Origin of the sequence: Chromatium okenii (genome assembly GCF_002958735.1) — a bacterium.
In the GTDB taxonomy this organism is placed as follows: Bacteria; Pseudomonadota; Gammaproteobacteria; order Chromatiales; family Chromatiaceae; genus Chromatium; species Chromatium okenii_A.
Map to the genome: position 1 here is coordinate 181,323 of NZ_PPGH01000037.1, position 22,036 is coordinate 203,358.

Genomic DNA, 22,036 nt, shown 5'->3' on the forward strand with positions numbered 1-22,036 from the left:
GAAAAGGAATTTCGCCCGAAATCAGAACGGGCGAAGAAGCGGTGACTGAGGCGGTAAAAACGTTAGCGGAACAAGCACTTGCTGGTTCGGTGACGATGTCTGCTGATGTCGTCAATACCATCAGTTCAATTATTGCTGAGATTGATAAGAAATTGAGTGAGCAGGTGAATTTAATTCTGCATCACCCTGAATTTCAACAATTGGAAGGGGCATGGCGCGGTCTGCATTACATGGTCAATAATACTGAGACCGATGAAATGCTCAAGATTCGGGTGATGAACATTTCCAAGAAAGAAGTGCATAAAACCTTGAAGAAATTCAAGGGCACGGCTTGGGATCAAAGCCCGCTGTTCAAGCGGATGTATGAAGAAGAATACGGGCAGTTCGGCGGTGAACCCTATGGCTGTTTAGTCGGTGATTATCATTTTGATCATAGCCCGCCCGATGTTGAATTTTTAAGCGAGATTTCAAAAGTGTGCGCAGCAATGCACGCACCATTTATTGCTGGCACCGACCCCGGTGTGATGCAAATGGATTCTTGGAGCGAATTGGCGAATCCGCGTGATTTAACCAAGATATTCCAAACTCCTGAATACGCCGCTTGGCGTTCACTACGTGAATCGGATGATGCGCGTTATATTGGTTTGACAATGCCGCGTTTTCTCGCTCGTTTGCCGTATGGCGCGAAAACGAATCCAGTTGATGAATTCGATTTTGAAGAAGACACCGACGGCGCTGATCATAATAAATACAGTTGGGCAAATTCGGCGTATGCGATGGCGACCAATATCAATCGCTCATTCAAATTGTACGGCTGGTGTTCGCGGATTCGCGGAATTGAATCCGGTGGCGCAGTGGAAGGTTTGCCGACGCATACTTCCCGACTGATGACGGCGGCGTTGATATGAAATGCCCAACCGAGATTGCGATTAGCGACCGGCGCGAAGCTGAATTAGCCAAGAATGGATTCATGCCGCTGATTCATAAAAAGAACTCGGATTTTGCGGCATTCATCGGGCGCAAGTCATTGCAAAAACCGTTTGAATACGATGATCCAGATGCAACGGCGAATGCGAATCTCGCCGCACGTTTGCCGTATTTATTCGCCACCTGCCGCTTTGCGCATTATTTGAAATGTATCGTGCGGGATAAAATCGGTTCATTCAAAGAACGCGATGATATGGAGCGCTGGCTCAATCAATGGATTCGTCAATATGTTGATGGCGATCCAGCACATTCTTCTGAAGAAAGTAAGGCGCGGAAACCATTGGCAGCAGCAGAAGTGCGGGTACAGGAAATTGAAGGCAATCCCGGTTATTACAGTTCGCAGTTCTTTTTGCGTCCGCATTATCAATTAGAAGGCTTGACCGTTTCACTGCGTTTGGTTTCTAAACTGCCGTCACAAAAAGGCGGTTGATACGGTTTGACACAATGCAGCAGCAAATGATTATCCTGCAGCATTGTGAGGTCGTGAAGCGTGTGGGTTTGTTCGTTGTTTCATTCACTATTGCATCAGGAGAACGGCAATGGCATTTGACATGCTACTGAAGATCGAAGGAATTGCAGGCGAGAGCAAAATTACAGGTTTTGTGGATCAGATCGATGTGCTGGCGTGGAGCTGGGGTGAAAGCAATTCAGGTTCATTCCACACCGGCGGCGGTGGCGGTGCAGGCAAGGTGAATGTGCAAGATTTATCATTCACCAAGTGGGTTGATATTGCATCACCATTACTACTGCTGTATTGCGCCAGTGGTCAGCATATTCCCAGCGCCATTTTGACCATTCGCAAATCTGGTGGAAAAGTTGGTAAGGATGCGATCCCTTACCTGATTATCACCATGAAAGAGTTATTGGTGACTTCGGTGTCTACTGGTGGTTCTGGTGGTGAAGATCGTTTGACTGAGAATGTCACCTTTAACTTCGCCAAGGTTGAATTCAAATACACGCCGCAGGATGCAACGGGTGCTGCGGGAACAGCGAAGACCTTCAAGTGGAATATCGAAGCAAATGAAGGTGATGTGAGTTAATTATCGCTGTGTTATCGCCCGCCGATTTCAATTGATTAGCGGGCGATTTTCTTTGATTAAGTTATTCATTCCTGCCGGAGATGTGCGTCAATGCAAGCCGAACAATCATTAAAAGATGGTGACTTGGATGAGACATTGCGCCAGCTACAGGCGCAGGTACGCAAAGACCCCGCCAACGCGAATTATCGCGTTTTTTTATTTCAATTATTAGCCGTGCTGGGGCAATGGGAACGCGCATTAAATCAGCTCGGCGTTGCCGGTGAATTGGATGCTGCCACGTTGCCGATGGTGCAAACTTACCGCGAGGCATTGCGTTGTGAAGTGCTCCGCGCTGCGATCTTTGCTGGACGCCGTGCGCCATTGATTTTTGGTGAGCCAGAAGAATGGCTGGCGTTATTATTAGAAGCGCAGCGTTTCATTGCGCAAGGTGCGAATGAACAAGCAATTGCAGTGCGTGAACAAGCATTTGCCGCCGCGCCAATGAATGCTGGCAACATTGATGGCGTTGCTTTTGAATGGATGATGGATGCTGATTCGCGTTTAGGGCCGGTATTAGAAGCGATTGTGAACGGTCATTATTATTGGATTCCATTTCAGCGGTTGCGCACGGTTTTAATTGATCCGCCAGAAGATTTGCGCGATTTAGTGTGGATGCCCGCACATTTTACGTTTACTAATGGCGGCGAAACTGTGGGTTTAATTCCAACCCGCTATCCGAGCACAGAAACCCATTCCGATCCATTATTGCGTTTGGCGCGTAAAACGGAATGGACTGAAATCACCAGCGAGATTTATCTCGGTCAAGGCCAGCGCATGTTGACTACCGATAACGGCGATTATTCATTGATGGATGTGCGCCGGATTGAATTCAATCCGCCATTTGATACGGATTCAAATTGTGGCTGAATTAACCCAAAAGGAGCGCCTGCAACCGGCGCTGCTGGATCGCTTGACCGATGACGAACCGGAGCAGCGGCAGGAATCGCGGGAAAAGCGTGTGATTTCAATGCGCCAGCTCCGCGCCAGCGTGTTGCGCGATCTCGCGTGGCTGCTCAACGCCAGCCGTTTGGACACCGTGCAGAATCTGGATGACGCGCCGTTTGTGGCGCATTCGGTGCTCAATTACGGCATCCCGGACATCACCGGCTTGACCGCGTCCGGCGTCGATGTCGGCAAAATTGAGCAGGCAGTGCGGCAGGCGATTTGGGATTTTGAGCCGCGCATTCTGCGCCATTCGGTGCGGGTTCATGCTCGCGTCGATCCCGACCGGATGAGTCACAACACGCTCACCTTTGATATTGAAGGCGATTTGTGGGCGCAGCCGGTGCCGCTGCGCATTTTTTTGAAAACGGAACTTGATCTCGAACTCGGCGAGGTCAGGATCGTTGAACATTCTGGCGCTGGCGGCTAACGATGGACCCCGATTTTCTCCGCTATTACAACCGCGAACTCCAATTCATCCGCGAAATGGGCGCGGAATTCGCCCGCGATTATCCCAAAATCGCCGGTCGTCTCGGCCTCGAAGGCTTTGAATGTGCCGATCCCTACGTCGAGCGCCTGCTCGAAGGGTTTGCGTTTCTCACTGCTCGCGTCCAGCTCAAACTCGATGCCGAATTTCCCAACTTCACCCAGCATCTGCTGGAGATGGTCTATCCGCATTATCTCGCGCCAATTCCGTCGATGGCGGTGGTCGCGTGTCAGCCAGATTTGAGCAAGGGCAGTGTGCTGGCGGAAGGTGCGGTGATTCCACGCGGCAGCAGTTTGCGCAGTCTGCTCGGCAAAGGTGAGCGCACCAGTTGCGAATATCGCACCGCCGCCGACGTGACGCTGTGGCCGATTGAACTGATTGAAGCGAAACCGCTGGCGCTCACGGCAGCGCAGGCGGTCAGCGCGGAAACGGTGAAGGGCGTTAAAGCGGGAATTCGGTTGCGGCTGCGGGTGGCAGCGCCGGGCTTGACGTTCAATCAACTGGCGCTGGAGCGGCTGCGGATTTTTCTGCGCGGCGGCGATGATTTGCGAATGCGCCTGTATGAACAATTACTTGGACACGCGCTGGCGGTGATTGTCCGTCCGGCGACGCATCCCGCGCCGTGGCAGATGCGGCTGCCGGCAGCCAGCATTCAGCGTGTTGGTTTTGATGACGCCGAGGCGTTGCTGCCATACGGGCCGCAGTCGTTTCAAGGCTATCGGCTGTTGCAGGAATACTTCGCTTTTCCCGAACGGTATCTGTTTGTCGATGTCACCGGGCTGGCGGACGCGGTGCGGCGTTGCACGACGACCGAATTGGACATCATCGTTTTGCTGGATCAAGGCGGCGTGTTTGAAGAAGATGCGTTTGATGCCAGCTATTTCGCGCTGCATTGCACGACGGCGATCAATCTGTTTCCGAAACGCGCCGATCGCATTCATTTGAATCATCAAAACCATGAATATCACGTCGTACCGGATCGGACGCTGCCGCTTGATCTGGAAGTGTTTGGCATCACCGAAGTGATCGGCATCAACAGTCACAGCGAGCCGGAGCAGGAATTTCTGCCGTTTTATACCGCACGCGATTTTGTCGGCGGCCGGACGCAGCGGGCGTATTACACCGTGCATCGCGCTCCGCGTGTGCCATCCGCGCAACAGCGCCAGCGCGGGCCGCGTTCCAGTTATCTCGGCGGCGAGGTGTTTATCAGTTTGGTGGATGCTGACGCCGCGCCGTATCACCACGATCTGCGCCAGCTCGCCATGCAGGTGCTGTGTACCAATCGGGATTTACCGCTGCAACTGCCGCTCGGCAAAGGTGAAACCGATTTCGTGTTTGATATTGGCGCACCGGTGCAGTCAGTGCGCTGCGTGGCGGGGCCGACCAAACCGCGTCCGTCGTTTCCGCGTGGCGATAACGCATGGCGGCTGATTAGTCATTTATCGCTCAATTATTTATCGCTGTGCGATCAAGACGTTGCGCAAGGTGCGACTGCGTTGCGCGAGCTGCTGGCGCTGTACGGCGATCAAAGTGATGCCGCAACTCAGGCGCAAATTGAGGGCGTGCGCTCCATTCGGACGACGCCAATCACGCGGCGGTTGCCTAAATCCACCCAACTGCCTATTGACCAATCCCCCAACCCCCCTTTTCCAAAGGGGGGCTTTCTGATTCTCCCCCCTTAGAAAAAGGGGGGGCGGGGGGATTTGCTTTGCGCGAGGTCTGCAAATCACGTTACTGCTTGATCCAGCGGCATTTGAAGGCAGCGGCGTCTTTCTGCTCGGCGCAGTGCTGGAGCAATTTTTCGCCAAATATGTCTCGGTCAACTCGTTCACCGAGACCATCATCACAACCCCAGATCACGGCGAGGTGATGCGATGGCCAGCGCGGATCGGACGCCGTCACACCTGCTAACCCTGCTGCGGGCGCTGCACGACGAGCCGCATCGGTTTGATTTTTTGCAGGCGCTGCGGCAATTGGAATGTGCATATCGCCAACAGCCTCGGCTCGGACAAACCACGCGCCCGGCGCAAGAAGCGCTGCGGCTAACGCAGCAACCCTCATTGAGTTTTGCGCCCTCCACGCTGGCATCTTTTCAATTAGAAAATGACACACATCCCGCTCGGATGGCGGTTTATTTTCTCGGTTTATTCGGCCCCAATGGCCCATTGCCGCTGCATTTAAGTGAATACGCCCGCGACCGCCAACGCAATTCAAATGATGCCACTTTTGTTCATTTTGCGGATGTGTTTCATCATCGCATTTTAACTTTATTTTATCGCGCTTGGGCGAATTCGCGCCCAACTGTCAATTTTGATCGACCCGAAACTGACCGCTTTAGTATTTATCTTGGCGCATTATTCGGGCAAGGAATGCCGACGTATTGCGAGCGCGACGCGCTGCCGGATTTAGCCAAACGTCATTACGCTGGACGTTTCGCTGCCCAAACCCGTCATCCCGAAGGATTGGTTGCAATTTTAACTGACTTTTTTCAATTGCCAATTCGCATTGAAGAATTCGTTGGACATTGGCTGCCATTGCCACGCGAATCACAATGGCAACTCGGCGCTTCACCCGATACTGGCAGCTTGGGATGCAGCACCATTGTTGGCTCGCGCATTTGGGATCGCCAATATAAATTTCGCATTCATATCGGCCCGATCAGTTTAATTGATTACCAGCGGTTATTGCCCGGCGGCGATAGTTTGCCGCGAGTGATTGCCATCGTGCGCAATTATTTAGGCGATGAATTGGATTGGGATATTCAACTGATTTTACAACGAAAAGAAACGCCGTTGCTGCAACTGGGAATTAAAAGTCAATTAGGCTGGACAACTTGGCTCACCAGTCGCACTCCTGCACATGATCCAGCAGATTTGCAATTGCAACCGCTGCGTTTTATTCAATAGGAGTTATGTTTTATCATGTTGATTATTCGCGCTGAACAACTGGCTGCATTTCAACAAGCAGCAATCACTTCACTTGAAAACCAATTGCTTACACATATTCAAGCAGTAACCCCGATGTTGAATTCAACCTTGGGTAAAAAAGCACTGCGTTTAGAAGTAAAACAAGCAATGAACAGCGCAGCGGAATACGAATTGACTGAACGTGCTGCCATTCGGTTATTTGTGGAATTGCGATTTTTGCTGGGCAGTGGATTTGATAGCGATCCACAATACCACTGGATCGTGCCGATTCTGCGCGATAAAGAAACACCGCAAATGATGCGAGCACTACAGCTTTATGAAAAAATTGCGGATTATCAAACGCAGGTATTGGGTGAAGGCGGAATAAATACTCAGGTTGCATTACGGCATTTTATGCTGTTTATGCAGCAACCTTTTTTGTTATCAATGCGTGATTTTGGGCAGGGAATGCTGCGAGTGTTAACCGACATTTTCCCATTAAAAGCAGCTTATTTAGGCGAAGAAGCGTTGCAAGGAATTATTCGCAGTGGATATGCACAAGCGAAAGCGTTGGGTTTTCCAACGCTGCGTAGTTATGGTGTATTAACAGGATTAATGTTTGTATGCGGCCATGGCTGCATCGCTGATCCGTTGTATTCGTGGATCGCGCAAATACTTCAAGAGACACAGACACCTGATGTCGTTGCCGAACAATTAAATCAACAAACATTATTATGGTTAGAACAAATGCTGGCAGCAGCGCCGGAAGGAATTGCAACGGTCGGAATCACGCCAATTGCTGTTGATTCAGATTCAATTAAGGAATCATCTCAGTGAATTGACCAGGTACAATCACTGAAATCACACCACCATAAGAACAAATCAATTTAGAAGTGTCATTAAGTGCTGGCATATTGGCGAGTAATACGGTTGGCGCACCAATAACCCAAGGTGTCGCTGTTGCTGGAATACAGGGCATTGGCGTTAATACACCAAGTGCTGCCGCAGTTGCCGAGGCCACAGTAGGATTCGCAGGGCTGGTGCACATACCGAAAGGCAGGATATTCACCATCGGTTTATTATCCATGATATTAGCGGCTGGCATGTAGCTCGTCATTACCTTGTTGGTTGGTAATACGACGAGCGAGCTGGGCGCAATGCCGAATGAACATTGCAGCATTGCTCCGCAACACACGTGCATTGACATTAGGTTGTCCTCAATTAAAATTAATTATGCCAATAACAATTTACTTTGTATTAAACCCTGCTCGCCACGCATAAAGCATTGCAATGATGCTGGCACTTCTCCTTCGATATAATAAGCACTAATCGGATTAAATAAAATATCCAATTCTTCTGCATTACACGTTGGCAAATAAACTCGTAATACGCGAGGATCATAATAGCGAAAATAATGTGGATTTCCTTCAAAATCCCAAACAGAAAGTAGATTACGAAAGTGAATACGCAGGGTGCGTAAATGCGCATTAGATGCCGCAAGAATACCCCAATGGTTGCCTAATCCTTCCGCTAATAGTAACGTTAAAAATTCAGAATCTGCTTGAAATTGAACAAGATAAGGTGCTACTCGCGCCAGCTCTTCATCCAAATCACCGGGCAATAAACACACATTTGGCAATCCGTATACGCTCAATAGTGTTGGCAAATTCGCTAACGATGCGCCGTCGAGTACTGCGCAAAGTGCTTGTTTAGGATTGCCCAAACGACGTTGAAAAACCTGTTGTTGTGTGTCATCGCTCATAAAAAAGCATCACCATTTTCTGCCGCTGCTTCCAACGCCTTAACCATTGTTTTGCTTTCTACTGTCGGCGCAGGCGGAGGCGTTTGCGCCGTGACGGTGGAAACTCCGCCAGCTGTGGCCTCACCTGCTTCTCTCGGTTTCGTCGGTGCCGTCGCGCTGGCTGGCGAACAACCCGAACCCGCACCTGCAGCACCACCACTATTAATCAGCACCATCGGCCCAGAAATAGTCACTCCCGTGGGTCCCACGGTAACGAAACTGCCGGAGGCTTTCAGCGTCACCATCATTCCCGCTTCAATCACCACGTTCATTCCGCCTTTCAAATGAATTTCCTGACCGGCATCTGCCGCGTATTTCATGCCAGCTTTTTGCAAAATATTCATCGTTGCATTTAATGATGCACTGCTAACCTTTTGATTATAATCCGCTGTCACCGTTAAATGCTTATCGCCGCCAACTTTTTCTAATTGATCGCTGGCGATCGTCAAATGCTGTTTTCCATCAATCTGTTCAAGCTGATCTTTGGTGACGATTAAATGCTGCTCGTTCCCAATCCAAGTGACTGCATCATGTTTAACTCGCGTTTCATAATCCTTTTCGGCATGAATAAAAATTTGCTCGGAATCTTTTTTATCTTCTAAACGAATCTCATTAAAGCCAGCGCCACCTTTACTGCTGCTGGTTTTAATCGTGGTCTTGGTTGCTTCATCCGGTAAAGTATAGGGTGGCGTACAATCACCGTTATAAACTCTGCCGGTAATAATCGGTTGATCGGGATCGCCTTCTAAAAAATCAACAATAACTTCCTGACCAATACGCGGCGTCATTATTCCGCCCCAACCTTTTCCCGCCCAGATTTGCGCTACACGAATCCAACAAGAACTCATTTCATTCGATTCACCATAACGATCCCAATGAAATTGAACCTTGACGCGTCCGTGTACATCAGTCCAGATTTCTTCACCAGATTTGCCGACAACAATTGCCGTTTGTGAACCCTGAACCACGGGTTTTGGTGTTATACGCGGTGGTCGATAAGATGTTTGTGCATCAATTGCCGTGAGCGTTATACAAAATAACTCACTTTCGTTCACTGTTGCTGTCGATTCAAAATCATTAGACTGTAAAACATAACTCGCACCAATAATAAGATATTTACGGTTTTGATCGTCGCGTGGATAATCAGTTAGGGTAAACAATGCACCGCAGGTTAAATCACGCGCATTCCCAGTTGCTTGCACTGTTTCGTATTCAGTTTGTAATTCTTCCAAACGGATTTTTGCGTAGCTTTGACCTTCTGCTGCCTTGGTATAATCATTTGGAAAATCGAACACTTCCATGCTGGCAAGCGCATGTTCTTTTGGCACATTACTTGTTTTCAATAAACTTGTTTTTGGTACAGTAAAATCAAAGGCTTTATGTACAAAAGCGCCTGAACAAACCTCTTTATTCACAATCCAATGATCAATATGGTCAAGCTCACGCAGCCAAGATGCACTTTCACGGTAAAAAGGAATTGTAAATTCTGTTGAATGGGCGCTGCTGTCATTTGCAAATACCAACGTATGTTTACCATCTACATGTTCAAAAAAATAGTAAATGCCTTCATGTTCGAGCAAGCGATTGATAAAATTTAAATCGGTTTCACGGTATTGAACACAGTATTCCCATTGGCGAAAACTTCCTGAGCAGCGATCAGCAATATCTGTCAGTCCATACTTTTCAAAAATCTCTTTTACGATGTTTGGAACTGTTTTACTTTGAAAAATACGGCAGTCTGCTGACCGCGATAAAAACCACAGCAACGGCACTAATACTGCTTGATAACACGCATAGCGACCTTGAAATCCTGTAAACGAGAAACGACTCACGTAGCCATGATAAAAGCGGCGGCTATTATCAGATAGAGTTAGCGCGACTGTCATTGCTGTACCCAATAACGTATCGGGTGCAACAGTCATATCGGTACTTAATAGTGCCAATTCATATTCAAATGGGCTACTGAGGCGTTCTTTTCCCGTCATACTGCGCAATAACAATTTCTCTGAACCGAGAATGGTATTGACGGATAAAAAGCGATTTTTTTGCGTTGGCTCTGTCATGTTAATTGCTACTGCTGTTGATCATTGCAGCGTTGATGGCGATTGGCTGTCAACAAATTATAGACAGATTTCGCGTCTTTAATTTAGCGACAGGTCATGTTTGAGAATATCATCGTCTTGATGGTGATAACGTGCAGATTTTAGACATAAAAAAAGCAGTGCCGAAAGATCGACGCTGCTTTTTGTTTGGAGGCTGAACCCGGAATCGAACCGAGGTACACGGCTTTGCAGGCCGGTGCATGACCACTCTGCCATTCAGCCATGAGCGAACAATTGTAAGCAGTTTCCGCTGCCTTGTCACGCGCTACAACCAAACCAGTCGCATTTACAGATAAAATGCTGCACGATTTCCTCAATATATGAGCATCCGCATTCATGTCACCACCCGATTTTGACCACGCACCAATTCATTGGCAAACTGACAAAGCATCTGATTATCAAGATATTTATTATCACTCTGCCGAGCATATCGCTAAAATTACCATCAATCGCCCAGAAGTGCGCAACGCGTTTCGTCCGCAAACCGTGCGTGAGCTGATTGATGCCTTTCATCGGGCGCATCTCGATCCTGACATTGGTGTCATCATTTTGACTGGTGCGGGCGAACTGGCGTTTTGCTCTGGCGGTGATCAGCGCATTCGTGGCGAAGCAGGTTATCAAGATGATATCGGCGTGGAACATTTGAACGTGCTTGAATTGCAACGGCAAATTCGCACCTTGCCTAAGCCAGTCGTGGCAATGGTCGCCGGTTATGCGATTGGTGGCGGTCATGTGTTGCATCTGATTTGTGATCTGACGATTGCTGCCGACAACGCTCGTTTTGGTCAAACTGGGCCGAAAGTTGGCAGTTTTGATGGCGGTTTTGGCGCTGGATTAATGGCGCGAACGGTCGGATTAAAAAAGGCCAAAGAGATTTGGTTTTTATGTCGTCAATACGATGCAGCAGAAGCATTGGCAATGGGATTAGTGAATACGGTTGTGCCGCTGGCTGAATTGGAAACTGAAACGGTGGCATGGTGTCGGCAAATGAATCGATTATCACCAACGGCATTGCGAGTGCTTAAATCATCATTTAATGCGGATACTGATGGATTGGCGGGTATTCAGGAATTGGCGGGCAATGCAACCGCGCTATTTTATACGACGGCAGAAGGTCAAGAAGGACGCAATGCTTTTCTCGAAAAACGCGCTCCTGATTTTCAGCAATTTCCGCGTCGCCCTTGATCGCGTGATAAAACGCATCATTTCACCTTCAATAGATCAATTCTAAACGCAGTTATAAAAAGAGAGCGTAATTCATGGCAGGTCATAGTAAATGGGCAAATATCAAACATCGTAAAGCTGCGCAGGATAAACAGCGCGGCAAGATGTGGACGAAGTTAATTCGTGAAGTGACGGTTGCAGCGCGAGAAAGTGGCGGTGATCCGGGTGCGAATCCGCGTCTACGGCTGGCGATGGACAAGGCATTTGGTGCCAATATGCCGCGTGATACGGTAGAGCGGGCGATCAAGCGCGGCGCTGGCGGTATGGATGGCGAGAATTACGAGGAGATTCGTTATGAAGGTTACGGTCCCGGCGGCGTTGCCGTGATGGTCGAGTGCATGACCGATAATCGTAATCGCACTGCGTCTGATGTGCGCCACGCCTTCACCAAGCGCGGCGGCAATCTCGGCACGGATGGATCGGTCAATTATCTATTTACAAAACAGGGTGTTATTAGCTTTCAGCCGGGCACTGATGAAGATGCCGTGATTGAAGTCGCACTGGACGCTGGCGCGGAAGATGTGACCACCAACGATGATGGTTCGGTCGATGTGACGACCACGCCGGAAACCTTCGCTGCGGTGAAAGATGCTTTGAGCAAAGCCGGTTTTGATACCGATGCAGCGGAAATCACCTACAACGCGGCGACGTTGGTCGCACTTGAGCAGGATGCAGCGGAAAAGCTGTTGAAAATGATCGAAATGTTGGAAGACCTCGACGACGTGCAGGACGTGTATCACAACGCCGACATCTCCGATGACATCCTCGCTGCGCTCGATGGCTGAACTAAATCCCGTCCTGCGCCAGCGCATTCTCGGGATTGATCCCGGTTCGCGGATCACCGGTTTTGCCATCATCGATTCCGATGGTCAACACAGCGTTTGGATCGCCAGCGGCTGCATTCGCGTCGGCGAACAGCCGTGGCCAGATCGACTCGGCACTCTGTTTGATCGCGTCGCGGCGCTCGTCGCCGAATATCAGCCGCAGATGCTGGCGGTGGAACAATTGATTTTCGCCCGCGATCCCAGCGCGGCGCTCAAATTAGGACAGGCGCGAGGCGCGATTCTCTGCGCCGGAATTAAAGGCGGATTGCCGGTGCAGGAATACGGACCGAAAGCCGTCAAATTAGCAGTGGTTGGTAACGGCAATGCGGAAAAATCGCAAGTGCAACAGATGGTTAAAATCCTGCTGGCGCTGCCTAAGCTCCCGTCTGAAGATGAAGCCGATGCGCTGGCGATTGCCCTCTGTCACGCGCATTCCATGCGGATTCCTGCTCGCCAGCGCGTCACCGCCTCGTGGCGCGATTGGCGACCCTAGCGAGAAATCAACCGCCAGCGCCCCCATTTGAACGGAAACTCAATTATCAATTCAATTGAGATTTCGTTGATTTCATTTCATTGAGATGCCGCAATGCAATACAAGGATTATTACAAAACCCTCGGCGTGGCGCGTACCGCCACTGCAGATGAGATTAAACGCGCTTATCGTCGTTTAGCCCGCAAGTTTCATCCCGATGTCAGTAAAGAACCGGATGCTGAAAATCGCTTTAAAGAAATCAATGAAGCGAATGAAGTGCTGCATGATCCTAAAAAACGTGCGGCCTATGACGCGCTCGGCAGCAATTGGCGAGCGGGTCAAGAATTTCGTCCACCACCGGGCGCAGCGGGCAATGCAGATTTCAACTTTAATGCGGGCGATACGTCTGATTTCAGTGATTTTATTGCCAATATGTTTGGTCGCGCTTTTCGTTCCGAAAGTCGAGAACCATTGCGGCGACGGCGCGGTCAAGATCAAACCTTAAAAGTAACAATTACGTTGGAAGATGCGTATCGTGGCACCACGCGCCAAATCCGGCTTGATGTCCAGAATACCAATAGTAATCAAACGGTTAAATCACGCACGTTAAATGTACGTATTCCTGAAGGCGTGGTGCAGGGGCAACAGATTCGGTTGGCGGGTCAGGGTGCAGCAGGCGTAAATAATGGAGCGGCGGGCGATTTATATCTGGAAATTGAGATTGCGCCGCATCCGTATTTCACAGTGGAAGGGAAAGATATGCAGTTACGGCTGCCGATTACGCCGTGGGAAGCGGCGCTCGGCGCAGCAGTCACCGTACCCACACTCGGCGGCGCAGTGACGTTGAAGATTCCTGCCGGTTCACAAACTGGGCGCAAAATGCGGTTAAAAGGACGCGGTTTGCCCGGTCAACCGCCCGGTGATGTGTTGATATTGTTAGAAATTGTCACGCCACCCGCAACGACTGCGACCGCGCAGGATTTTTATCGGCAGATGGCCGAGCGCCTACCATTTAATCCTCGTGCCGAATTGGATCAACGCGGAGCGGATGGGTGTTAATTCTAAGGTGAGCGGTTAAAATGCTTGCTGCTGTTTCCCCGTCATTTTGAAGTTTTGGATTGAATTTTCTATGAAATCTTTTTCAGCAATCTCATTCTTATGGATGCTCTTATACGCGTTTCCATCATTCACTTTCGCTGCATCGCAACCATCAATTCCTGCACCACCTGAATTGCCAGCAAAAGGCTATTTGCTCATGGATTTCAGCAGTGGAAAACCATTGGTTGAACAAAACGCTGATGAACGCTTAGAACCCGCCAGTTTAACTAAAATCGTCACGGCTTATGTCGTCTTTCGTGAAATCGCCAGCGGCAAAATTCAATTGACTGATCAAGTATTAGTGAGTGAACGTGCATGGCGCACTGGCGGCTCTAAAATGTTTATTCAAGTCGGTTCACGGGTGTCAGTCGAAGATTTATTAAAAGGAATGATGATTCAATCGGGTAATGACGCAGCAATTGCGCTGGCGGAACATGTTGCTGGTAGTGTTGAAGCATTCGCAAATCTAATGAATGATCACGCAAAACGCTTGGGTATGACTGCAAGTCATTACACCAATCCTAATGGCTTGCCCGACCCAGAACTCTATACCACTGCCCGCGATATGGCGCGAGTGACGCTGGCACTGATTCGAGAGTTTCCTGATTATTATGCGTGGTATCGCAATCTCGATTTCACTTATAACAAAATCACACAACAGAATCGCAATCCACTATTAAAACGTGATCCTACTGCGGATGGCGTTAAAACCGGTCATACTAAAGCGGCTGGTTATTGTTTAATTGGTTCAGCGAAACGTGGCGATATGCGCTTGATTTCAGTGGTGATGGGTTCAACAACGCAAAAAGCCCGCGCTGATGCGAGTTTAGCATTATTGAATTACGGGTTTCGCTTTTATGAAAGTTATCGGTTATATCCAGCGAATCAACCCATCATGTCATTTCGGACGTGGTATGGAAATATCGCTGAATTACCCGTTGGTTCAAATGCTGATGTTGTAGCGACTATTCCGCGTGGGTTATACGATAAATTGAGTGCGCATTTAGAAAAGAATCCAGAGTTTATGACGCCGCTTGCACCAATTGCGAAAGGCACGCAAGTCGGCGACATCGTCGTAAACTTTGGTGATGAAGAATTGGTAAGGATGCCATTAGTCGCACTAGAAGAAGTGATAGAAGGCAATTTACTGCGTAAAGCCGTTGATACTGTGTTAAAGCAGTTTTAGGTTGAGTATTATGAATGACAGCAATCATTCTGACGCGCAAGAATTTGGATTTGTATTTCCATGCAGTTTCCCAATTAAAGCAATGGGGCCAGCGAATTGCGGATTAGAAGCAGCAGTGCTGGAAATTATTTACCGTCATGCACCTGAGACAATTGACCCTGCGGTTTCAATTCGCCCCAGTCGTGGTGGTAAGTGGATTTCTATCACCGTGACATTTAATGCAGAAAACCGCGTTCAATTGGATGCAATCTATCAAGATTTGACTGCGCATGAACTGGTGTTATGGGCATTGTAAACGATGGTCAATTACCATTAGAAGTACGTGTTTTTAATGGTTTGCAGGATTATGCAACAACGCTTGCAGCAATGCGTGAATGGACTGCGGCGCGGCAGCCGGACACTACTGATCAAATCTGGTTATTAGAGCATTTTCCAGTATTAACGCTGGGTCAAGCCGGACGTCCTGAACACATTCTTGTGCCAAGCACTATTCCAATTATTCAATCAGATCGCGGCGGTCAGGTGACTTATCACGCGCCTGGTCAATTGGTGGCGTATGTGCTATTGGATTTGCAACGGCGCGGCATTGGTATTAAACGACTAGTGGAATTGCTAGAGCAGAGTGTGATTGATTTGCTGGCATTAAAGGGTGTCATTGCCGAGCGGCGAATAAGTGCGCCCGGCGTTTATGTTGCTAATGCCAAAATTGCGGCGCTGGGGCTGCGGGTGCGGCGCGGTTGCACTTATCACGGTTTGGCGCTCAATGTGGCGATGAATCTCGCGCCTTTTGCGCAGATCAATCCTTGTGGTTATGCCGGTCTGCGGATCACACAACTGGCTGATTTGGTGACGCCGCAGCCCGAAGTTGCTGACGTTGGTCAAACTTGGGTGACAGTGTTTAGTCGTCTACTCGCTGCGCATCAGCAGCATTCTTCTTCAACTTGTTCAAGCAGTTGTAATGCGCCAGTGTCGTTATAATGGATGAACAATTCGCGGATCGCATTGACCTGACTGCCGACGAAATACAGCTCATCCTGACCACGCCGGGCGGTTTCCTCTAGCTTAGTTACAAAATAGGTTTGCCACGGCGCTGGACAGGCTGGGTTGTCAATATGAATGCGCAGCGCAGAAACGATGTGCTGCGCGTGATCATCACAAGCGATGCCGTTAAAGCTGATATAGCGATCGGTCGTTGCTGTATTTTGCACGTTGTATTTCTCAGTAAAATTTGAACGATTGCAAAAAACATTATCAAATTCTTGACAACCTTGCCCGTCATCTGAATAATTAGCGGCTCACCAAGCGCCCGTAGCTCAGTTGGATAGAGTACCTGGCTACGAACCAGGTGGTCGGGAGTTCGAATCTCTCCGGGCGCGCCAATTACATCACGGCCTAGACGATCATCGTCTAGGCCGTTTTTGTTTGCGTTGCAATTATGTCAGGTGAGCGTGGATACAATAATGGCAATTGCTCAACTGGAACAATTGCCGCGGAGTGGTGATTGAATTGCGGTTATAATTCAAGCGGCTATTAAGTTTTACAATTTATTTGTTGCGTCAATTTTAGAGATAAATGACATGATTGAAATTCAAAACTATTGGCGCGAACTTGATGAATTGCGGCGCATCGCGGGCGCAGAGAATGAAAGCATGTTACGCGCTGCGTTTCAAAATTTACTCCGTGATCTTGGTGAACAACAGCACTTAATTGTCGTGGCTGAATATCCATTCAAAGCGCCCAACGGAGCCAATTTACGCGCCGATGGTGTGTTATTAGATCGGTTGCGTTTAGTGCATGGCTGGTGGGAAGCAAAAGATGAAAAAGATGATTTAGAGAAAGAAATCGCCGCCAAATTAGCCAAAGGTTATCCCAACGATAACATCATTTTTGAAGATACCCGCACTGCCGTTTTATTACAGCAGGGCGCAGAAGTGATGCGTTGTGAAGTGACAGATGGCAAAGCATTGAAGCGGTTGCTAGATTGCTTTTTTAATTATGAATTGCCAGCAGTGCAGGATTTCCGCGTTGCTCGCAGTCAATTCATGGTTGAATTGCCGGGTGTGGCGCGGGCATTGAAAGAGTTGTTAGTTGCTGCGCACCGCAATCATGCCGCTTTTCAAGCGCAAGCAACTCAATTTTTTACATTGTGTCAACGGCAATTGGCGAACGCGTCACCAACAATCATGTGGATGAAATGCTGATTCAGCATATTCTCACCGATCAAATTTTTCGTGCCGTTTTCCCCAATATCAATTTTCATCAAGAAAATCATTTAGCAGAAGCAATTGGGCAACTAGAAAAAACGTTTTTGCGCGGTGAAATGCGGATGGCGTTATTAAAACGCTTGGAACCCTATTTTGCTGCAATTCGCCGCACGGCTGCAAATACAATTACTTCCGCAGAAAAGCAGGATTTTCTCAAGCAAGTTTATGAAGATTTTTATACTGCTTATAATCCCAAAGATGCAGATCGTTTAGGCGTTGTCTATACGCCCAGCGAGGCTGTGCGCTTCATTATTGCGGGTTGCGATTGGCTGGCGCAGCAGCATTTTAACAAGCGATTGGCGGATTCTGGTTTAGATATTCTTGATCCTTGCACGGGAACCGGCACCTTTATCGTCGATTTGATTGATTATCTGCGCGGTGATAAGCAGGCGTTAATCCGTAAATTTGACGGTGAAATCCACGCTAATGAGATTTCAATTCTACCGTATTACATTTCGTGCTTAAACATTGAGCAAGCCTATTATGAAGCAACTGAACAATGGCGCGAATTTAGCGGAGCCTGTTTTGTCAATACTTTAGAAAACTGGGGATTTCAGTTAAAACACAAAGGTTCAGTAAGTGATCTATTTGGCAGTATTACCAACGAAAACCAACTGCGCATTTTGAATCAAAATCAATGCACTATTCCGGTAATTTTAGGTAATCCACCCTATAACGCTAATCAGAAAAATGCGAACGACAATAATCAAAATTATTTAGCTGAGTTGGTGGATAAACGCATTAAAGACACTTACATCGCTGAAAGCACGGCACAAAAAACCAAACTTTATGATCCTTATGTGCGATTTTTGCGTTGGGCATCAGATCGAATTGGTGAACAGGGAATTATTGGCTTTATCACCAATCGCTCTTATCTTGATTCTCGTCAAGCGGATGGTTTGCGTAAAACTTTAGCAACTGAATTTCACGAATTTGGATTATTGATTTAATGAGTGATGTGCGTAAAAACCCAAAATATCTGGAACTCAACACAACATTTTTGGCATTCAAACCGGTGTTGCCATCATGTTTTTAGTACGAAAACCAGCAGCAGTTGAGGACTGCGCTATTCGCTATATTGCACTGGATGATTTTCTCCCTGCAACTGAAAAACGCCGCTGGTTACTCCGAAATCAACTGCGTGTTTTAGCAAGAGCTGGAGAATTTAATCGTATTACGCCAAATGAATGCGGCGAATGGTTAAATCAACCGCACGAGGATTGGAGCAATTGGTTGGCAGTTGCTAGCAAAGAAGGAAAGGCGAAAAAAACGGATGAAGTTATTTTTCGGCTGTATTCGTTAGGCGTGGTAACAAGTCGGGATGAATGGGTGTATAGCCACACGCAAGCAAGTGTTAATGCGCGTTGTAAATACTTCGTTAATATCTACCGGCAAGAACAAGCACGATGGAAGCGACTTGAGCACTCAGAAAACATTGAAAATTTTGTTACTCGTGATATTAAATGGACAACTGAATTAACCGCGTATCTCGTTAAAGGCACGACGCTAAAATATCAAAAAAAACGAGTTGTTCTCAGTCTGTATCGCCCTTTTGTCGAACTTTTTTTGTACTACGACAAAGTGATTGTGCATCGAACATATCAGCAAAATAATATCTTTCCAATTGGGTTAAAACCTGAAAATTTAGCGATTGGCATTTCAGGTACACCGCAGGCAAAACCGTTTCAAACGTTGGCAGTGTCAATGCTGCCCTGTCTTGATTTACTGGAGAAAACCCAGTTTTTACCACTCTGGGTTTATGCCGTTGATGGCTCCAAACATGACAACATCACGAATTGGGCATTAACGCAATTCCAACAGCATTATGCGAATACAGAAATCACCAAGCGCGATTTTTTAATTACGTTTACGCCGTGCTGCATGATCCGCGCTATCGGCACAAATTCGCTTTGAATCTCCAAGCCGAATTTCCGCGCATTCCGTTTCATCCTGAATTCACACAATGGGCGGCGATTGGCGCAACGTTAATTCAAGCTCATGCGTATTTTGAGCAAGTCAAACCGTTTGCATTCAAGCGCATAGATCAAAAAACGGGAACGCCTAAATGCCGATTGAAAGCCGATAAAACAGCGGGATTAATTGAGATTGATGGCGTGACGACTTTGGAAAATATCCCGCCAGCAGCATGGCAGTATCAACTCGGCAATCGCTCGGCATTGGAATGGGTGTTGGATCAATACAAAGAGAAAACGCCGAAGGATTTAACCATTCGTGAGCAATTCAATACCTATCGTTTGCTGACCATAAAGAGCAGGTGATTGAATTATTAGCGCGGGTGTGTCAGGTGAGCGTGGAGACAATGACGGCAATTGCCCAATTGGAACAATTGCCGTGGAGTGGTGATTAAATGGCAATGCAGTTTAACGCTCAATTTCGGGCGGACAAATTCCCAACGACACCATAATTAACGCGACATCCGACAATTGCGCACCAATTAACAGCGGTTCCAATAGCGTGAAAGCGTGAACTAATGACGGGCCGCGCACTTGCACTCGGCGTAAGAATTCACTGCCATCGCCCGCCATGTAATAACTGTATGCACCCCGCGCTGATTCGGTTTGCACAAAGGTCTCACCTTTAGGAATGATAAATTTACGATGTTTGGGCAATTTGCATTGAATCTCACCCGTTGGCGGCATTTGTTCAATCACTTGCCGCAGAATACGAATGCTTTGATACATCTCGGCGCGGCGTACTAATGCGCGAGCGTAAGCGTCGCCATCGGTTTGAACTGGAATCTCAAATTCTAATTGGTCATACGCCAAATAAGGCATATCACGGCGCACGTCGCGGGCAATACCGCAGCCACGAATTACCGGTCCGCTATAACCATTCGCTAATGGCTTCAGCGCGATTGACGACGCCACATTTGCAGCCGTTTTTTCACACCGTATTATCAAAAAATACGCGGTCGTATTCGGGCAACCGCTTGTCTAATTCATCCACAAGTCACTCAATCGCGTTAATAAACCGTCCGGTAAATCGCGCTTGACGCCGCCCGGATAGATGTACATGTGATACACCCGTCCGCCGGTGATTTCCTCAAATAAATCGAGAATATAATCGCGCTCACCAACCGCCCACTGCGGCACAATTCCATGTCCAATAGAACCGCCTTGACCGCCAACCATAAATAATGCGCTTGCAGTCGCGCCAGTTCTAAAATCAAACCGACGAATTCGCGCGTTCGCTAATTTCTAAACCGGCGAGCGTTTCAATTCCCCGCGCAAAATTTTCTTCATTCGGATCAGGTTCAGGAACGCAAATACGACACACAATAGTGAATGCTTGAATAACGGTGCGCCGTTCAATGAGTTTTTCAAAACCGCGATGTAAATAACCGACATGCGTGGTCGCTTTAACGATGGTTTCGCCATCAAGATCAAGCTCCAAACTCATATTGCCGGTAACGCCGGGATGCTGCGGACCGTGAAAAATTTTGATCGTTTCGTTCATGCCGCATCTCCATTTGCTGCTGCCGCCGCTTTTTTGGCCTCTTTGCGGCGACGAATCGCCTCGCGGACATCCTGATTATCCTCACGCCCGCCGCGCATTTCGTAGGTGTCCTGCACGAATTTCAGCGTGTCAAACTCGCGGCGCATCGGCGGCGTGTGCGCCCAACCTTCCAACATGAAATCGCCGAGGCTGGGATGACCGCTGATCGGAATTCCAAACATTTCATGCAGTTCGCGCTCGAAAATCTCCGCCTGCGGCCATAGCGGGATCGCCGTTTCCAGCGCCGCGCCGTCGCGTCCGAGGTGCGTTTGCACGCCCAACACGCGGTCGCGCTTGGCAGTTTCGAGCACATACGTCAGACCAAACACGCCGTCTTCCATCCAATCGGCGCAGGCAATCGTGGTCAGGGTGACAAAACCGTGACTCTGTTTGAGCAGCCCGAGCAGCGAAAACAGTTGCGCCGGCGGCACACGCACGAACGCTTGCCGCTCGCCGCGCTGCATTTGTTCAATGATTTCAAAGCCATGAAGCTGTGGCAGCAGTGCATCCAACATCAGGCGACGCCTCCGGCGTGATACCAGTCATAGGTGTAATCCGGCGGCATGTTGTCGCCCAAAACGCGGCGCTGATTGGCTTTGTACCAGTCGATATTTGCGCGGTAACGCTCAAAACCGCTGGGTGTACCCGCCGCGATACGTTGTTGCAGCGCCACAAAACCCTCAATCAACGCCTCGGGGCGCGGCATACAGCCGTTGACGTACATATCAACCGGAATGTAATGATCTAACTGTTTGATTGTGTTGTAAGAATCCCAATACATGCCGCCGTTAATCGTGCAACTGCCCAGCCCAATCACATATTTCGGCGCCTGCATTTGCTCATAACTGCGAATGACACGTTTGAGCGTTTTAATCGCAAGATAGCCGCTGATGACCAGCACATCCGCCTGTCGGGGCGTCGCTGCGCCGATAATGCCGAAGCGTTCGGCGTCAAAGCGGCTCGTCATCAACGGGCGCATTTCAATCGCGCCGCAGCCGGTGCCATACGCCAGCACAAACAGGCTGCGCTGGCGAAACCACGCGATCAGCCGATCTAACGCGCCCAGCTCGTTGCCGGATTGCGCGAGCGACGCTTCCAATTGTTGTTGTTCACATTGGAATCCTTCGCAATGTTCGTGGTGATACATA

Annotated in this window: 23 protein-coding genes, 2 tRNA genes and 3 pseudogenes; 19 read left to right on the forward strand and 9 right to left on the reverse strand. The window is 48.6% G+C overall.

Translation table 11 applies throughout. The annotated features are described in order from the left end of the window. Positions 1–41 precede the first annotated feature (41 nt). From tssC to CXB77_RS12740, 8 genes and pseudogenes are all read left to right on the forward strand, one after another. Positions 42–1,417: pseudogene (gene tssC, locus CXB77_RS12710) on the forward strand (type VI secretion system contractile sheath large subunit). A gap of 109 nt (positions 1,418–1,526) precedes the next feature. Further along, on the forward strand, positions 1,527–2,027 hold the full coding sequence (locus CXB77_RS12715) for an Hcp family type VI secretion system effector (RefSeq protein ID WP_105074211.1): 501 nt from the start codon (positions 1,527–1,529) through the stop codon (positions 2,025–2,027). Positions 2,028–2,117: 90 nt separating this feature from the next. Further along, positions 2,118–2,933: a type VI secretion system accessory protein TagJ gene (locus tag CXB77_RS12720; protein ID WP_105074212.1), complete on the forward strand. Its 816-nt coding sequence runs from the start codon at positions 2,118–2,120 to the stop codon at positions 2,931–2,933. Beyond that, on the forward strand, positions 2,926–3,438 hold the full coding sequence (gene tssE, locus CXB77_RS12725) for a type VI secretion system baseplate subunit TssE (protein WP_105074213.1): 513 nt from the start codon (positions 2,926–2,928) through the stop codon (positions 3,436–3,438). The genes CXB77_RS12720 and tssE overlap by 8 nt, the downstream gene beginning before the upstream one ends. A gap of 2 nt (positions 3,439–3,440) precedes the next feature. After that, entirely contained in the window at positions 3,441–5,177 is a 1,737-nt protein-coding gene (gene tssF, locus CXB77_RS12730) for a type VI secretion system baseplate subunit TssF (protein WP_277949402.1), read from the forward strand. 52 nt (positions 5,178–5,229) lie between these two features. Further along, entirely contained in the window at positions 5,230–5,406 is a 177-nt protein-coding gene (locus CXB77_RS23150; protein WP_277949428.1) for a type VI secretion system baseplate subunit TssF, read from the forward strand. Beyond that, positions 5,370–6,401 carry a type VI secretion system baseplate subunit TssG gene (gene tssG, locus CXB77_RS12735; RefSeq protein ID WP_105074214.1) on the forward strand — a complete coding sequence of 344 codons (1,032 nt, stop codon included), beginning with the start codon at positions 5,370–5,372 and terminating at the stop codon, positions 6,399–6,401. The genes CXB77_RS23150 and tssG overlap by 37 nt, the downstream gene beginning before the upstream one ends. Before the next feature lie 15 nt (positions 6,402–6,416). Next, on the forward strand, positions 6,417–7,238 hold the full coding sequence (locus tag CXB77_RS12740; protein WP_105074215.1) for a hypothetical protein: 822 nt from the start codon (positions 6,417–6,419) through the stop codon (positions 7,236–7,238). On the opposite strand, the gene CXB77_RS12745 is transcribed toward CXB77_RS12740, so the two are convergent. The 4 genes from CXB77_RS12745 to CXB77_RS12760 form a co-directional block, all read right to left on the reverse strand. Continuing rightward, a complete protein-coding gene (locus CXB77_RS12745) occupies positions 7,219–7,608 on the reverse strand; it encodes a DUF4280 domain-containing protein (RefSeq protein WP_105074216.1) in 390 nt (129 codons plus the stop codon). The genes CXB77_RS12740 and CXB77_RS12745 overlap by 20 nt on opposite strands. Positions 7,609–7,632: 24 nt before the next feature. Continuing rightward, on the reverse strand, positions 7,633–8,163 hold the full coding sequence (locus CXB77_RS12750) for a DUF4123 domain-containing protein (protein ID WP_105074217.1): 531 nt from the start codon (positions 8,161–8,163) through the stop codon (positions 7,633–7,635). Continuing rightward, positions 8,160–10,265, reverse strand: coding sequence for a type VI secretion system Vgr family protein (locus tag CXB77_RS12755; protein ID WP_105074218.1), 2,106 nt, complete (start codon positions 10,263–10,265; stop codon positions 8,160–8,162). The genes CXB77_RS12750 and CXB77_RS12755 overlap by 4 nt, the downstream gene beginning before the upstream one ends. 187 nt (positions 10,266–10,452) lie before the next feature. Next, positions 10,453–10,526, reverse strand: a tRNA-Cys gene (locus CXB77_RS12760). 114 nt (positions 10,527–10,640) lie between these two features. Here CXB77_RS12760 and menB point away from each other — a divergent pair. The 7 genes from menB to lipB all read left to right on the forward strand — a co-directional run bounded on the left by menB (position 10,641) and on the right by lipB (position 16,086). After that, entirely contained in the window at positions 10,641–11,489 is an 849-nt protein-coding gene (gene menB, locus CXB77_RS12765) for a 1,4-dihydroxy-2-naphthoyl-CoA synthase (protein WP_105074219.1), read from the forward strand. A gap of 74 nt (positions 11,490–11,563) precedes the next feature. Next, positions 11,564–12,313, forward strand: a complete 750-nt coding sequence (locus CXB77_RS12770; RefSeq protein ID WP_105074220.1) for a YebC/PmpR family DNA-binding transcriptional regulator — start codon at positions 11,564–11,566, stop codon at positions 12,311–12,313. Continuing rightward, positions 12,306–12,845 (forward strand): crossover junction endodeoxyribonuclease RuvC, encoded by a 540-nt coding sequence (ruvC, locus tag CXB77_RS12775; protein ID WP_105072366.1) that lies wholly within the window; start codon positions 12,306–12,308, stop codon positions 12,843–12,845. Before CXB77_RS12770 ends, ruvC begins: the two co-directional genes overlap by 8 nt. Before the next feature lie 93 nt (positions 12,846–12,938). Next, entirely contained in the window at positions 12,939–13,883 is a 945-nt protein-coding gene (locus tag CXB77_RS12780; RefSeq protein WP_105072365.1) for a DnaJ C-terminal domain-containing protein, read from the forward strand. A gap of 103 nt (positions 13,884–13,986) precedes the next feature. Next, positions 13,987–15,108: a D-alanyl-D-alanine carboxypeptidase family protein gene (locus CXB77_RS12785; protein WP_242445292.1), complete on the forward strand. Its 1,122-nt coding sequence runs from the start codon at positions 13,987–13,989 to the stop codon at positions 15,106–15,108. A 10-nt stretch (positions 15,109–15,118) separates the two neighbouring features. Further along, the gene (locus CXB77_RS12790) at positions 15,119–15,403 is read left to right on the forward strand and encodes a YbeD family protein (protein WP_105072363.1); all 285 of its coding nucleotides are present in this window, start codon (positions 15,119–15,121) and stop codon (positions 15,401–15,403) included. Further along, positions 15,391–16,086 (forward strand): lipoyl(octanoyl) transferase LipB, encoded by a 696-nt coding sequence (gene lipB / locus CXB77_RS12795; protein WP_105072362.1) that lies wholly within the window; start codon positions 15,391–15,393, stop codon positions 16,084–16,086. The genes CXB77_RS12790 and lipB overlap by 13 nt, the downstream gene beginning before the upstream one ends. On the opposite strand, the gene cowN is transcribed toward lipB, so the two are convergent. After that, entirely contained in the window at positions 16,029–16,316 is a 288-nt protein-coding gene (gene cowN / locus CXB77_RS12800) for a N(2)-fixation sustaining protein CowN (protein ID WP_105072361.1), read from the reverse strand. The genes lipB and cowN overlap by 58 nt on opposite strands. 94 nt (positions 16,317–16,410) lie before the next feature. On the opposite strand from cowN, the gene CXB77_RS12805 reads away from it, so the two are divergent. The 4 genes and pseudogenes from CXB77_RS12805 (at position 16,411) to CXB77_RS20380 (ending at position 19,651) form a co-directional block, all read left to right on the forward strand. Further along, positions 16,411–16,487, forward strand: a tRNA-Arg gene (locus tag CXB77_RS12805). 198 nt (positions 16,488–16,685) lie between these two features. Then, positions 16,686–17,309, forward strand: coding sequence for a hypothetical protein (locus CXB77_RS12810; RefSeq protein ID WP_105074221.1), 624 nt, complete (start codon positions 16,686–16,688; stop codon positions 17,307–17,309). Beyond that, a complete protein-coding gene (locus CXB77_RS12815) occupies positions 17,255–18,322 on the forward strand; it encodes an N-6 DNA methylase (RefSeq protein ID WP_146108819.1) in 1,068 nt (355 codons plus the stop codon). The genes CXB77_RS12810 and CXB77_RS12815 overlap by 55 nt, the downstream gene beginning before the upstream one ends. A gap of 76 nt (positions 18,323–18,398) precedes the next feature. Continuing rightward, positions 18,399–19,651, forward strand: a pseudogene (locus CXB77_RS20380) (type ISP restriction/modification enzyme). A 102-nt stretch (positions 19,652–19,753) separates the two neighbouring features. On the opposite strand, the pseudogene CXB77_RS12825 reads toward CXB77_RS20380, so the two are convergent. From CXB77_RS12825 to nuoB, 4 genes and pseudogenes are all read right to left on the reverse strand, one after another. Beyond that, positions 19,754–20,524, reverse strand: a pseudogene (locus tag CXB77_RS12825) (hypothetical protein). Positions 20,525–20,558: 34 nt separating this feature from the next. Beyond that, a complete protein-coding gene (locus CXB77_RS22060; RefSeq protein WP_242445695.1) occupies positions 20,559–20,849 on the reverse strand; it encodes a hypothetical protein in 291 nt (96 codons plus the stop codon). Then, positions 20,846–21,403 carry an NADH-quinone oxidoreductase subunit C gene (locus tag CXB77_RS12830; protein WP_105074223.1) on the reverse strand — a complete coding sequence of 186 codons (558 nt, stop codon included), beginning with the start codon at positions 21,401–21,403 and terminating at the stop codon, positions 20,846–20,848. The genes CXB77_RS22060 and CXB77_RS12830 overlap by 4 nt, the downstream gene beginning before the upstream one ends. Next, positions 21,403–22,035: an NADH-quinone oxidoreductase subunit NuoB gene (gene nuoB / locus CXB77_RS12835; protein WP_105072357.1), complete on the reverse strand. Its 633-nt coding sequence runs from the start codon at positions 22,033–22,035 to the stop codon at positions 21,403–21,405. Before nuoB ends, CXB77_RS12830 begins: the two co-directional genes overlap by 1 nt. Between the last annotated feature and the right edge of the window lies 1 nt (position 22,036).